Below are 13,209 nucleotides of genomic sequence, written 5' to 3' on the forward strand. Positions count from 1 at the left end.
CGTTCTTCATGCGGGATTTCCTGTTCTCCGACATTGCGGCGGTCCACGGTCTGAACAACCTGCCGGACGATCCTGATCTGGCGATCGCTGCAGGAAGCAGGCTCTGCGAAGAACTGCTCGAGCCTTTGCAGGATAGGTTTGGCCGCATCGCCGTTCGCTCCGCCTTTCGCTCCTGCGAGGTCAATGGGCTGGGCAACGAGATGCAGGCTGCTGGGAAGAGCGGGTACAATTGTGCTTCGAACGAAGCGAATTTCGCTGGCCACATATGGGATCGTCGCGACGCCAAGGGCCGAATGGGGGCCACGGCGTGCGTCGTCGTTCCGGCGTTCTGGGACGCATTCCAGGCGGAAGGGGATTGGCGAAAGCTCGCCTGGTGGATCCACGATCACCTTCCCTATTCGAGCCTCTACTTCTTCCCGAAGTTCTGGGCCGTGAATATCGCCTGGCGCGAGGAGCCGGAACGGCGGATCGACAGTTACGCCTCTCCCAAAGGCTGTTTGACCAAGCGAGGCATGCCGAACAATTTGGGATCTCACGAGCAGGATTGGGCTGGCATCGAGAGAGCAACGGTCGGCGCGCTCGCCTGACGGGGTATCGGGCATTCGCGTTGAGTAATTTGAGAAAGTTCGGGGGGGATTATGAAGCAGTCGTGCAGTTGGGCGTTTGGATTGATTGCAGCGAGCGCGTTGGTCATGCCGTCGCTTGCCCATGCCCAGGACAAGAATGCATTTCGCGATCAGGCCAAGGCTTCGCTTGCTCAGCTCCAAGGCCAAGGCGAACCCAAAGATCGCTGTTCGATGGGTGCCTTTGTCGGGGAGGGCGGCCTCGTGACGCGGACGTTCTCGGCATCCGCTCTGAAACCTGGAGATCGTCTCATCTCGATCAATCGTGTGGACGTATCCGGCAAGCGGGCCGAAGACATCATCGCGCTCCTGCGCGAGACTGGCCCGGCGACGGTGATCCCGGTGAGCATTGAGCGAGGCGGGCAGCCCACGGACGTGGAGGTGAGTTGCTCCAATGCCCGGCCTGCCACGGAAGCGTTGTTGAATGGCCTCAATCTTGCCGCCCGCGGCAAATTCGACGAATGCGTTTCCGCCTTTGGGCAGCGCGATGATCTCGGAACATATGGCACCGCAATGAAGGTTCAGTGCGCCTCGCTCTCGCGTAACTCCGAGCGATACAACCTCGCGCAGTTCACCTTTGATGCCATGCAGATGCTGGTCGAGGATGCGCGTTGGGCACCTTCGATGCGGACCGATGTCATCCGGCGCCTGCGCGCGAGCGAGGGCCTCATTACCCAGGGGCTGGGAATTGCACGTTTTCAGGAGCTGGTCGCCGTGACACGGTCCTGGCCTGGAGGCGAGCGCATGTTCGAGGAATCTGCGCCCGATTGGGCCATGTTTCGGCGCAATTCCGAGGCTTCGCTCCGCGCCCGATTGATCGATCCGGATTCCGCGCGGATCGAATGGCCTTATGGGTTCACCTATGGGACTTGGAAGCCCATCCTGTCCAAGCGTGTCGAAGGCTACTGGACTTGCGGGTCGATCAATGCCCGCAATCGCATGGGGGGCTACACCGGCAACACGTCGTTTGTCGTCGTCCTGGATTCCAATGGTTTCGTCCAGTTCGTCGACATGGGCGAAGCGCGGGACTTCGACTTTGTCACGAACCAGTGCAACGGGTCCGTGAAGTTTTTGCCCCCTCCGCAGCGAGAGCTTGCCGGGGCAGCGGTGGCCCAACCTGCGCAAGGGACATCAATTGCCGACGAGTTGAGAAAGCTGGTCGATCTCAAGAACAGCGGTGCCCTGAGCGAAGCAGAATTTCAGGCTGCCAAAGAGCGACTGCTCGGCACCTCTGGGCAGCAGTGAGCGATGATGGTCCCCGGCCAGCTGATCACAGCAATCGATACGGCCATTGGTCCTGGCTCGAAGCCTCCGCCCTTGCCGGCTCACTGATCGTTTCCTGGGGGCTGAAATGGCATTGCGATGTATCGACACTCATTCGGGCAAGAGCATCCATGCGTTCGAATTCGCCCCGCAGGAATGGCAATCGCTTTCCGTTAAAAACGCGCTCGAACGGCACCTGCGAGCACCTTGCTGTCAGGCAGAGATAATCCTCAGACGTTCGAAGCTCGGCACGCAGCATTTCGTTCACAGGTTCCGCGGGGCCTGTACAAGCGCGCCCGAAAGCGAAGACCATCGCCAAGTGAAGCAAGTGATAGTCGAGGCGGCGAGGGCCAATGGCTGGCTTGCAGAGGCAGAGATCGACGGACTGAGCGCAGATCGCGAGCCGTGGCGGGCCGACGTGCTCCTAAGCAAAGGGGCTGCTCGCATCGCCATCGAGGTACAATGGTCAAAGCAGAGCCAAGAGGAGACGGCTCGCCGACAATCCCGCTACGCTTCGTCCGGGGTCCGCGGTCTCTGGCTTTTCCGGCAATCGCGTTTTCACGCATCCAAGGACATTCCCGCTGTCCGGGTCAGTGGCGCCCCGCTCGATGGCTACGAGGTCTTCGTACCGACCGGTGCCGGCGAGCAGGCCTTGCCGCTGGCATCATTCATTACAGCAGCTCTGAACCGGCAGTATATGTTCGGCCTGCCGCTCGGCGCGCCGGCGGACGTTGAGATCCGGTGCGGCAACTTGGATTGCTGGAAGTGCGGGGCCGAGACGCGGATCATCACCGGACTCGATATCAGCATTGGTCCCCATACGCTTTCGGCGACCATCCCCGATCTCAGCGGTTGCCCTGATCTCGTGCGGAGGACCTTGCAGGCGATCCCTGCACAAGCATCACTTGGCCGGATCACGCACCGCGACAGCCGAGAGTTTGGTTCTCGTTACCTGAGCAACGGATGTGCCCACTGTGGCGCTCTAATCGGCGCTCACTACGAATATCAGGCCTGGGACCACCAGGGTGTCGTGGCGAGGTTCCGCACCGTTGTCGATGATCGGATGCGGCAATTGGCGATCAACCTTGGTGAAGAGCCGGGATGGGGCGTCCACATGGAAATTTCGTTGACCTGAAACATCCCATTTCAATCCTCGGCAAATCGCCATCCGTCAGCGGCAGTTACGACCGCTTTTGACGGACGACTGAAATATGAGACGCTGATGAGCGAATTGTTCCTCCCAGGCGTGCCAGCCGACCTGGTCCGCCTGTCCCTAGATAGAGCTGGTGGCAACGAATTGGCCTCTGGCAAATTTGCTAGTCCAGAAAGTAGCGCCGCATTGGCGGCGAATGGGTTTGGTTGGTTCATCGAAAGACCAAGCCTACTTCCGGCTTTCCCTGGCCTCGATGACATCGAATGGCCAGCTGCGTCGGTCGAGATTGAACGGCAAATGCGCTTTCCCTGGCAAGGCGGTCGTCACCCATGGCTTGATGCAGCGGTTGTTACCGGCACCCATCTCATTGGCGTGGAGTCCAAGCGGTTCGAACCATTTCGAGATCAGAAGCAAGCCGTTCTGGCCCAAGCGTATGATCGCGATGTTTGGGGCGAGACGATGGAGCCTTGGCTGGCCATGCGCGATGCCTTGCGAGAGGATCCGCTTTCCTATCGCTATCTTGATGCCGCGCAGCTCGTGAAGCACGCTTTTGGGCTCTCGACCGAAGCCAGGCGAGTCAATCGAGCGCCGGTCTTGCTGTACCTCTACGCCGAGCCACCAAGTGTGCCTGCCTCTGCTTGTTCAGGGCACCGCGCGGAAATTGAGAACTTCTCAGCCGCGGTGCGCGGCGCGCGTGTCCGATTCGCCGCGACGAGTTGGGCTGACTGGCTGGATCGCTTTGCTGTGCCGACCGCGCCCCCTGCGGTAAGGGCGCATGCCGAAGCTCTGCGTCTCAAATTTCAGCCATAGATCGACGAACCAAGTGGCATCCTAGGTGCCAAGACCCGTATTCGCGCCGATGCTGCTCTTCCTGCCCCCGCGACGCCAGACAGTGGGTCATTGCGATGCCGGGATTCTCTCGCGCAGCCGCAACCAAAAAAATATGCGACAGCTGGCCGTGCTACCTAGCCTGCTACCTAGGCGGAAGACGGACCGTCGCGACCCAAATTTCAGGCCGCGTAAGTTATTGAATTTATGGAGTAAGGTGGTGGACGCACTAGGGCTCGAACCTAGGACCCGCTGATTAAGAGTCAGCTGCTCTACCAACTGAGCTATGCGTCCACTGCCGGGTTGCGGCGCCCCGAGGCATCGGGGAGGCGGCCGGTTAGCAGGGGGTCGGGGGCTTGTAAACCCCGGTTTCAGTAAGCCGGGCGCATTCGGCTGGATCGGTCGATCGACATCAGGATGCCAACGACGATCATCATGGTCATCATCGCCGATCCGCCGAACGACACCATGGGGAGCGGGATGCCGACGACCGGCGCCAGGCCCATCACCATCATCAGGTTGATCGCGACGTAGAAGAAGATCGTCGCCGACAGCCCGCCCGCCGTCAGCCGCCCGAACCGGCTGTCCGCGCGCAACGCCACGCGCAGCGCCCACCACATCAGCGCCAGGAACCCGCCGATCAGGAACAGCCCGCCCGCCAGCCCCCACTCCTCCGCCATGGTCGCGAAGACGAAGTCGGTATGCCCCTCCGGCAGGTAGTCGAGATGGCTCTGCGTGCCGTTCAGGAACCCCTTGCCGAACAGCCCGCCCGATCCGATCGCGATCTTCGACTGGCTGATATGATATCCGGTGCCGAGCGGGTCGCTCTCTGGATCGAGGAAGATCAGCACGCGGTTGCGCTGGTAATCGTGCATCATCGTGAAGGCGATCGGCAGCAGCGCCGCCACCCCCGCCGCCGCCCCCAGGAACAGGCGCAGCGGCAGGCCGGCGAGAAACGCCGTCACCACGCCCCCGAAGACGATCATCAGCGACGTGCCGAGATCGGGCTGCAGCATCACCAGCACGAACGGTACGCCGATGAACAGGGCGGCGGGCCAGATCGCGGTCAGCCGCCGCGTCTCGCTGGCAGGCAGCAGGTCGTAGAACCGCGCCAGCGTCAACACGACCGACAGCTTCATCATCTCGGACGGCTGCAGGCGGATGATGCCGAGGTCGAGCCAGCGTTGCGCCCCGCCGGCCACCGCGCCAACCGCGTCGATCAGCAGCAGCAGGAAGACCAGCACCGCCCAGGATGGAAAGGCGATCGCCTTCCAGAACCGCTCGGGAAAGCGCGACAGGACGAGCGCCATGATAAGGAACGCGATTAGCCGGGTGCCCTGCGACGCGGCCCAGGGCCGCATCGAGCCGCCCGCCGCCGAATACAGCACGACCAGCCCGAAGCCGGCGATGGCGAGGAGCAGGAAGACGATCCGCCAGCGGATTTCGGCCAGGATGCGGGGGACGATCATGCCGTGCGCGCCGCCTTCGCCGCAGCCCAGGCGTCCGCCTCCTTCGCCATGCGCGTGCGGATGTCGCCGCCCCAATCGCCCTCCAGCGCCGTCAACGTCCGCATCGCGCGCTCGGGTTCGTAGAGGAAGGTCAGGATATCGCGCGCCATTGGCGCGGCGGTGACGATATGGCCGCTATGTTCCAGCACCACCGCGCAGGCGTAACGCGGATTGTCGAACGGCGCGAAGCCGATGAACAACGAATGGTCGCGCATGCGGAAGGGGAGGGCGCTGTCGCCCAGCACCCCCGATCGCCGTTCCGCCATGGTGATCCGCCGCACCTGCGCGGTGCCTGTCTTCCCCGCCAGCAGCACGTCCGGCACCTGCATCCGTGCCGCACCGCCGGTGCCGCCGCCGTTCACCACCGCCGCCATTGCGTTGCGCACGATGGCGAGATGGTCCGGCGGGATGCCGAGCGTGGCGGCTGGTGGGGCCGGCGTGCGGTCATGCGCGGGGTGGATCAGCAGCGGATCGATACGCTTCCCCGTCGCCAGCCGCGCCGCCATCACCGCCAGCTGCAACGGATTGGCGAGCACATAGCCCTGGCCGATCGTCGCGTTGACGGTGTCGGCTACGGTCCACGGCTTCTTGTATTTCGCCAGCTTCCACGCGCTGTCCGGCATGGTGCCATAGCGTTGCGACGCGACCGGCAGGTCGAAGCGCTGCCCCATGCCGAGGTCGCGCGCCGTCGCGGCGATCCGGTCGATGCCGAGCTGCCGCCCCATATGGTAGAAATAGATGTCGCAGCTCTGCGCCACAGCCCGCTGCATGTCGACGGGTCCATGCCCTCGTCGCCGCCAGCAGTGGAACAGCCCCCCGCCGACGCGGTACGCCCCGCTGCACGACACGGTCGCGTGCGGATCGACGCCGGCACGGAGCAGGGCCAGCGACATCATCGGCTTGACCGTCGATCCCGGCGGGTAAAGCCCCTGCAGCACCTTGTTGGTCAGCGGCAGATGGTCGTTCGCCGACAGCATCCCCCATTCCGAATGGCCGATCCCGTCGGAAAAGCTGTTTGGATCATAGGCCGGCATCGACACCATCGCGAGGATGCCGCCCGTCAGGCAGTCGATCACCACCGCCGATCCGCTGTTCGGCCCCAGCCGCCGCGCGGCATAGGCCTGGAGCGGCGCGTCGACCGTCAGCTTCAGCACATGCCCCGGCACCTCCGGCCGCGTGGTCAGCTCCTTGACCAACTTGCCACGCGCGGTGACCTCGGCCCGCTTGGCCCCCGGCTTGCCGCGCAGCCAGCGCTCCATCGTCCGCTCCAGCCCCTCCTTGCCCACCTTGAAGCCGGGGGTGATGAGCAAAGGATCGCGCTCCGCCTCGTACTGCTTGGCGGACGCCGCGCCGACATAGCCGGTCAGGTGCGCGACGGCCGCGCCTGCCGGGTAGAAGCGGGAGAAGCCACGCGCCGGGGCGACGCCGGGCAGCTCGGGCAGGCGGACGGAGACCGCCGCGAACTGTTCCCAGCTGAGGTTCTCCTTCACCGGCACCGGCCGGTATCCGGCGCCGCTCTTCAGATCCTCGCGCACCCGCTCGACCTCGTCCGGCGTCAGCGACAGCAGGCGGGTCAGCGCGGCGATCGCGCCCTCCGCATCGCGCAGCCGGTCGGGAATGAGATCGACGCGGAAGTCGGTGCGGTTGATCGCGATCGGGCGGCCGAAGCGATCGACGATCCAGCCCCGGCGCGGCGGGATGACCAGCGCCTGCACCCGGTTGCTCTCGGAAAGGCCGGTATACCGCTCGTTCTCGGCGATCGACAGCCAGGCCATGCGCGCGCCCAGCATCCCCGCCACGCCCGCCTGCAGTCCGCCCAGCACGAAGGCGCGCCGCGTGAAGGTCAGCGCCTGCTGCTGCGCGGAGACGATGCGTGGGCCCTTCACCGCGCCAGCCGCCAGCGGTCGAGCCGGGCACAGAGGCGCAGGATGGACGGGAAGAGCAGGATGCCCGCAAGGCACGCGGGGAGCACCGCGCGCAATGAGCTATCCGCGCCGCTCATCCACCCCAGCACCACGTCGCCCGCCGTTACGAACAGCACGGCCACCGCGACGATGCCCCATTCCTGCCAATGGTTGCGCCAGAGGAGGCGCGTGTCGCTATAGTCGATGGCGAGCAGCACCATCGTCCACAACGCCATGCCGGTGCCGATCGGCCGACCGGTCAGGATATCGTCGGCAAGGCCGAGGGGGAGGGCGACCCAGGCCTGCCAGATTTCCGGTCGCAGCAGCCGCCAGCCGAGCAGCATGAGGAGGCCGAAGGGCGGCAGCATCGCCCAGGATGTGACGACCGGCAGCAGCGAGGTCGCGGAGCCGAGGATCGTCGTCGCGACCGGCACCGCCGCGACCCGGAAGGGCAGGCGGTAGGGATCGGCGGAGCGCGGCGCGATCACGGCGCAGGGGCCGGTGGGGGGGCGAGGGGCGGGCGATAGGCCGGCAGGATCAGCCCGTAGTCGAGCAGCTCGGGCCGGGCGAGCGGCCAGCCCCGCGCGACGTCGCGCGTCGTCCGCGCCACCACCGCGACCGGTATGCCCGGCGGATAGAGGCCGCCCGCGCCCGAAGTGACGAGCAGGTCGCCGCGCCTGAACGGCATCGCGCCGGTGCCGAGCGCGCGGATCTCCAGCCCGCCCGTCCCGTTCCCGGCGGCGAGCCCCGGCGTGCCGCGCCGCACCTCCCGCACCGGAATCGAACTCGCCTCGTCGGTGACGAGGAGGACGCGCGCCGCGGTGAAGCCGGTGTCGAGGACGCGGCCGACCAGACCCTCCGCCGCGCGCACCGGCTGGCCCGGCCGCACGCCGTCATTATAACCGGCGGTGATCGTCACGATGCGCCGGTCGGACATCGTCGTGGAGGAGACCAGCCGCGCCACGGCGACGGGCCGCACCTCCGGCTCGATCACCCGCATCGTCGCGCGCAGCCGCCGGTTCTCGAACGCGGTCGCGCGCGCCTCGATCAGCTTCAGCCTTGCGCGACCCAGTTCCTCACGCAACGCCTGGTTCTGCGATCCCGCGCGCACATAGGCGGCGATCGCATCGTCAATGCCCGACACGCCCTGTGCACCATAACGGAGCCCGGCCGAGACGGGCGTGGTCAGATCGTCGAACGCGCTGCGCAACCGGCCGAACCCGATCGGATCGAACGCGGCGAGTGCTGCCAGCAGAAGGCCGGCGATGATCCCGGTGATCGCCACGACATAGGCCGCGAACACGCCGAACTGCGCGCGCCGCGAAAAGCCCGGTCGGCGATCGGCGCGCGGCGCCACCACCGGCGGAGACCCTCCGTCAGGCGGTCTGGAGGACGCCGCGGAAGACCGGATCTTCCAGGGCGCGTCCGGTGCCGAGCGCGACGCAGGTCAGCGGCTCGTCGGCGACGGTGACCGGCAGGCCCGTCTCCTCGCGCAGCACCTCGTCCAGCGCGCCGAGCAGCGCGCCGCCGCCGGTCAGCACGATGCCCTGGTCGACGATGTCGGCGGCCAGTTCCGGCTGCGTGTTCTCCAGCGCGATGCGCACGCCTTCGACGATCGCGGAGACCGGCTCGCTCAGCGCCTCGGCGATCTGGCCCTGGTTGATCTCGATCTCCTTCGGCACGCCGTTGACGAGATCGCGGCCCTTGATGTGGATCGACTGGCCGGTGCCGTCCTTCGGCATCTTGGCGACACCGTAATCCTTCTTGATCCGCTCCGCCGTCGCCTCACCGATCAGGAGGTTGTGGTTGCGGCGGACATAGGAGGCGATCGCCTCGTCCATCTTGTCCCCGCCGACCCGGACCGAGGTGGTATAGGCAAGGCCGTGGAGCGAGAGCACCGCGACCTCGGTGGTGCCGCCGCCGATGTCGACCACCATCGATCCGATCGGCTCGGTCACCGGCATGTCCGCGCCGATCGCCGCCGCCATCGGCTCCTCGATCAGCCAGACCTGGCTCGCGCCCGCGTTCGACGCCGCGTCGCGGATCGCGCGGCGCTCGACCTTCGTGGAGCCGGACGGCACGCAGATCACGATCTCCGGAAAACGCATGAAGCGGCTCTTGCCGTGCACCTTCAGGATGAAGTGCTTGATCATCTGCTCGGCCACGTCGATGTCGGCGATGACGCCATCGCGCAGGGGCCGGATCGCCTCGATCTGGTGCGGGGTCTTGCCCATCATCAGCTTGGCATCGTCACCGACCGCCTTCACCCGCTTGACGCCGTTGATCGTCTCGATCGCGACGACCGACGGCTCGTTCAGCACGATGCCGCGCCCCCGGATGTAGACGACGGTGTTCGCCGTGCCGAGGTCGATCGCCATGTCGTGCGACATGAACTTGAACAGCTTTGTGAAGGAAAGCATCGTGTCTGCCGGTCCCGCCCGCGTCGTCTGAGAATGCACTGCCGCAGTCCGGATTAGGGCATAAGTGAGCGGTTCACCAATGCATTTCCGGATGTCGCGGAGGGCCGTCCGTTGGGCTAGGGGTGAACCCATGTCAATACGACGCCTGCCCGAACATCTCGTCAACCGGATCGCCGCCGGTGAAGTGGTGGAAAGACCGGCCAGCGCGCTCAAGGAGTTGGTCGAGAACGCGATCGACGCCGGGTCGACCCGCGTCGCCGTCAGGCTGATCGACGGCGGCACCACGCTGATCGAGGTGGCGGACGACGGCTGCGGCATGACCCCGGCCGAGATCGCGCTCGCGCTGGAACGCCACGCCACGTCAAAGCTGCCCGACGACGCCATCGAACTGGTCGCCACCCTCGGCTTCCGGGGCGAGGCGCTGCCCTCGATCGCCAGCGTCGCCCGTGTGACCATCGAGAGCCGCCCGCGCGGGGCGGACGGCTGGAGCCGCCTCGTGGACAACGGCCAGCTGGTGGCGGAAGGCCCCGCCGCCATCCCGCCCGGCACCCGCGTCACGGTCGAGGCTTTGTTCGAACGCGTGCCCGCCCGCCGCAAGTTCCTGCGCAGTCCCCGTGCCGAATATGCCGCCTGCCTCGATGTCGTGCGCCGGCTGGCAATGGCGCGGCCGGACATCGCCTTCGCGGTCGAACATGACGGTCGCCGTGCGCTGTCGGTGCCTGCGGGCGAGGACCGGCCGGCCCGCGTCGCCGCGCTCACCGACCGCGCGCTCGCCGAGAATTCGGTCGGCATCGATCATCTGCGTGGGCCAGTGCGGCTGGGCGGTGTCGCCGGGCTGCCGACCTTCAATCGCGGCGTCGCCGACCACCAGTACCTCTTCGTCAACGGCCGCCCGGTGAAGGACCGCCTGCTGATCGGCGCCGTGCGCGGTGCCTATCAGGACATGCTCGCCCGCGACCGCCACCCGGTCCTCGCCTTGTTCATCGATCTCCCGCCCGAGGAGGTCGACGTGAACGTCCACCCCGCCAAGACCGAGGTCCGCTTCCGCGACCCGGCGCTGGTGCGCGGCCTGATCGTCGGCGGCCTCCGGGCGGCGCTGGACGAAGCCGGCTTCCGCAGCGTCCAGCGTGCCGACCTGGGCGCTCTTGGCCAAACGCGAAGCCCCTCCCCTTCAGGGGAGGGTTTGGGGTGGGGCAGTCCGCCAGCAAGCTACAGCCCCGTCTCTGCCGGAGAGACCCACCGCCTCTTCGATGCCGCGCTCGACTATCGCCCCGCCGGCCGCGCCGAACCCGCCACCCACGCCCCGCCGGCCGCCGCCCAGCACCCGCTCGGCATCGCGCGCGGCCAGGTCGCCGCCACCTACATCGTCGCCGAGGCGGAGGACGGGCTCGTCCTCGTTGACCAGCACGCCGCCCATGAACGCCTCGTCCTCGAACGAATGCGCCGCGCGGTGGCGGATGGCGGCGTCGCGGCGCAGGCGCTCCTCCTCCCCGAAGTGGTCGAGCTGGACGAACCCGGCTGCGACCGGCTGGAGGCGCGACAGGCCGAACTCGCCGGCTTCGGTCTCGAACTCGAACGCTTCGGGCCCCGCGCGATGCTGGTCCGCAGCACCCCCGCGCTGCTCGGGAACAGCGAGGTGAGGGGCCTCGTCACCGATCTCGCCGACGAACTCGCCGCCTTCGATGAGGCGTTGAGCCTCAAGGAACGCCTCGACCATGTCGCCGCGACCATGGCCTGCCACGGCTCCGTCCGCGCCGGCCGCGTCCTCTCCGTCGCCGAGATGAACGCCCTCCTCCGCGAAATGGAGGTCACCCCCCATTCCGGCCAATGCAACCACGGCCGCCCCACCTGGGTAAAGCTCGACCTCAAGACCGTCGAGAAGCTGTTCGGTCGCGCCTAGGCGGGAAGCGGGTCTGGGGCGACCGGCGGCACGATGCGCTCGCGCCTGGCTTGCGGCGCCAGCGACACCGCCCGCGCGCTCGCCAGCAGGAGCATCATCAGGAGGGGCATGCGGCTGATGAACGACATGAAGGCGAGCTGCGCGAGGTAGGTCGCGAAGCTTGCGAGCACGAACCCGCGATAGGCGTTCATGCGGCCCGCAGCCGGATTGCCGGTGATCAGGCGGAGGAGGACCATCGCCAGGCCGGTTACGAAGATGAGCAGCCCCGGCAGGCCGGAGACGAGCGCGACGTTGAGGTAGAAATTCACCAGATCGACGATCTTCTCGCCCTGCTTGATGTCCTGCAGGCTTGCCAGCGTGTCCTCGAAGGTCTGGCCCGTCAGCGGGTGCTTCCTGATCTCGTCGACACCCCGGTCGAGCAGCAGGCCGCGATAGTCGCTATAGACCTTGCCGGCATAGACGACGCGGGTGTCGGTGCCGAACAGGGCGGCGTCGCGGCCGCCCACCGACATCGTCGCGCTGGCGGCATAGGCGGCAAGACCCGTCGCCATCAGTGCCGCCGCCGTCCCGATCTGGCGTCGGGTGAGGAGGAGGATCAGGATACCGAGGCCCAGCATCACGGTGTTGCCCCGCGACTGGGTGGTATACAGCCCGTAGAGGATCACGAGGCAGGTGCCGATCCACGGCACCGTTCCGTTGAAATCACGCCGCGATACGCCCGCGCCAAGGACCGCGAGCGACAGGAAGCTCGCGAGCGCCAGCGGGTTCAGGAAGCTCGCGGATGCCCTGAGCGCGCCGTTCCTGATCGACAGGTTGGCGTTGAAGCTGGTCGCATACTCGAAATTGCCGGTGATCTGGCCGAACAGCACCCAGCCGAACCTGTACTCGTAGGCGGTATAGACCGACAGGATGACGGCCGCCGCCACGATCGCCAGGATCAGGCGCTGCAGGCTGCCCTCCGTGCGGATGGTGGAGCGGAGCGCCAGGTACGGGATCACCAGGTTGATCACGGTATCGACGATCTGCCGGCCGGCGATGGTGACCGAGGGGAAGCGGGTCCAGGCGACCGCGAACATGAAGATGAGGAAGGCCATGACGGCGTCCTCCGCCGACATTCCGCGCCGCGCAGGCTGATCCGCGGGAAAGCGCTGCAGGTTGATCAGAAAGGCGAGGGTGAAGGCATGATGCAGAAAGACGGTGAAGAGGTAGGTGCTGCCGACCGACCATTCGTAGCGGATGTCGGGGAGCAGGACGTAATAGAGCAGGAACTGCACGAGCGCATCGGTTCGGTTCCGCGCGGTCACGGCGCTCACCACCGTGCAGACGATCAGCATGAGCAGGATCGAATGCAGCAGGAACCCCGCCAGCAGCATGATGGCGGAACCCGCACAGAAGCGCGGCGAGACGACCTCCCGCATCTGCGCGTTGCCCGCCCAGCGCAGACCTGCACAGGCCAGCGTGAACAGGATCATCATGATCACATAGATCTTCATCGCGCCGCTCCGTGCCGGAATCTGCTTACGCAGAAATGAAGAAGGGGGGAACAGCGGAGAACGGGCCGACACGCCGATGCACCGGGACGTGAAGCCCCGAATACAAGTGTTAAGACG

At 66.3% G+C, this 13,209-nt stretch carries 11 protein-coding genes and 1 tRNA gene; 5 read left to right on the forward strand and 7 right to left on the reverse strand.

The window, feature by feature from the left end; genetic code table 11:
• Positions 1 to 8 precede the first annotated feature (8 nt).
• The 4 genes from ACM608_RS03780 to ACM608_RS03795 all read left to right on the forward strand — a co-directional run bounded on the left by ACM608_RS03780 (position 9) and on the right by ACM608_RS03795 (position 3,849).
• Positions 9 to 587 (forward strand): hypothetical protein, encoded by a 579-nt coding sequence (locus ACM608_RS03780; RefSeq protein WP_419681910.1) that lies wholly within the window; start codon positions 9 to 11, stop codon positions 585 to 587.
• 105 nt (positions 588 to 692) lie between these two features.
• A complete protein-coding gene (locus ACM608_RS03785) occupies positions 693 to 1,868 on the forward strand; it encodes an SHOCT domain-containing protein (protein WP_419681912.1) in 1,176 nt (391 codons plus the stop codon).
• Positions 1,869 to 1,974: 106 nt separating this feature from the next.
• The gene (locus ACM608_RS03790) at positions 1,975 to 3,021 is read left to right on the forward strand and encodes a competence protein CoiA (RefSeq protein WP_419681914.1); all 1,047 of its coding nucleotides are present in this window, start codon (positions 1,975 to 1,977) and stop codon (positions 3,019 to 3,021) included.
• Between the two features lie 87 nt (positions 3,022 to 3,108).
• Positions 3,109 to 3,849 (forward strand): PGN_0703 family putative restriction endonuclease, encoded by a 741-nt coding sequence (locus tag ACM608_RS03795; protein WP_141459399.1) that lies wholly within the window; start codon positions 3,109 to 3,111, stop codon positions 3,847 to 3,849.
• A gap of 236 nt (positions 3,850 to 4,085) precedes the next feature.
• On the opposite strand, the gene ACM608_RS03800 is transcribed toward ACM608_RS03795, so the two are convergent.
• From ACM608_RS03800 to ACM608_RS03825, 6 genes are all read right to left on the reverse strand, one after another.
• Positions 4,086 to 4,161, reverse strand: a tRNA-Lys gene (locus ACM608_RS03800).
• 77 nt (positions 4,162 to 4,238) lie between these two features.
• Positions 4,239 to 5,336, reverse strand: a complete 1,098-nt coding sequence (gene rodA / locus ACM608_RS03805) for a rod shape-determining protein RodA (RefSeq protein ID WP_419681916.1) — start codon at positions 5,334 to 5,336, stop codon at positions 4,239 to 4,241.
• A complete protein-coding gene (gene mrdA, locus ACM608_RS03810; RefSeq protein WP_419681917.1) occupies positions 5,333 to 7,261 on the reverse strand; it encodes a penicillin-binding protein 2 in 1,929 nt (642 codons plus the stop codon). Before mrdA ends, rodA begins: the two co-directional genes overlap by 4 nt.
• Entirely contained in the window at positions 7,258 to 7,767 is a 510-nt protein-coding gene (mreD, locus tag ACM608_RS03815) for a rod shape-determining protein MreD (protein ID WP_419681919.1), read from the reverse strand. The genes mrdA and mreD overlap by 4 nt, the downstream gene beginning before the upstream one ends.
• Entirely contained in the window at positions 7,764 to 8,639 is an 876-nt protein-coding gene (gene mreC, locus ACM608_RS03820) for a rod shape-determining protein MreC (protein WP_419681921.1), read from the reverse strand. The genes mreD and mreC overlap by 4 nt, the downstream gene beginning before the upstream one ends.
• A gap of 16 nt (positions 8,640 to 8,655) precedes the next feature.
• Positions 8,656 to 9,699, reverse strand: a complete 1,044-nt coding sequence (locus ACM608_RS03825; protein WP_419681922.1) for a rod shape-determining protein — start codon at positions 9,697 to 9,699, stop codon at positions 8,656 to 8,658.
• Between the two features lie 130 nt (positions 9,700 to 9,829).
• Between ACM608_RS03825 and mutL the strand changes: the two genes are divergently transcribed.
• Positions 9,830 to 11,599 (forward strand): DNA mismatch repair endonuclease MutL, encoded by a 1,770-nt coding sequence (gene mutL / locus ACM608_RS03830; RefSeq protein ID WP_419681924.1) that lies wholly within the window; start codon positions 9,830 to 9,832, stop codon positions 11,597 to 11,599.
• On the opposite strand, the gene ACM608_RS03835 is transcribed toward mutL, so the two are convergent.
• The gene (locus tag ACM608_RS03835; RefSeq protein ID WP_419681926.1) at positions 11,596 to 13,092 is read right to left on the reverse strand and encodes an O-antigen ligase family protein; all 1,497 of its coding nucleotides are present in this window, start codon (positions 13,090 to 13,092) and stop codon (positions 11,596 to 11,598) included. The genes mutL and ACM608_RS03835 overlap by 4 nt on opposite strands.
• Positions 13,093 to 13,209 lie beyond the last annotated feature (117 nt).

This window comes from Sphingomonas sp. ID0503 (genome assembly GCF_048565625.1).
Taxonomy (GTDB): Bacteria; Pseudomonadota; Alphaproteobacteria; order Sphingomonadales; family Sphingomonadaceae; genus JBLZUR01.

What these genes read in the sequence shown, in the direction of transcription:
- ACM608_RS03780 (WP_419681910.1), top strand. Translation starts at nt 9, where the DNA reads ATGCGGGATTTCCTGTTCTCCGACATTGCGGCGGTCCACGGTCTGAAC.
- ACM608_RS03785 (WP_419681912.1), top strand. Translation starts at nt 693, where the DNA reads ATGCCGTCGCTTGCCCATGCCCAGGACAAGAATGCATTTCGCGATCAG.
- ACM608_RS03790 (WP_419681914.1), top strand. Translation starts at nt 1,975, where the DNA reads ATGGCATTGCGATGTATCGACACTCATTCGGGCAAGAGCATCCATGCG.
- ACM608_RS03795 (WP_141459399.1), top strand. Translation starts at nt 3,109, where the DNA reads ATGAGCGAATTGTTCCTCCCAGGCGTGCCAGCCGACCTGGTCCGCCTG.
- rodA (WP_419681916.1), bottom strand. Translation starts at nt 5,336, where the DNA reads ATGATCGTCCCCCGCATCCTGGCCGAAATCCGCTGGCGGATCGTCTTC.
- ACM608_RS03825 (WP_419681922.1), bottom strand. Translation starts at nt 9,699, where the DNA reads ATGCTTTCCTTCACAAAGCTGTTCAAGTTCATGTCGCACGACATGGCG.
- mutL (WP_419681924.1), top strand. Translation starts at nt 9,830, where the DNA reads ATGTCAATACGACGCCTGCCCGAACATCTCGTCAACCGGATCGCCGCC.
- ACM608_RS03835 (WP_419681926.1), bottom strand. Translation starts at nt 13,092, where the DNA reads ATGAAGATCTATGTGATCATGATGATCCTGTTCACGCTGGCCTGTGCA.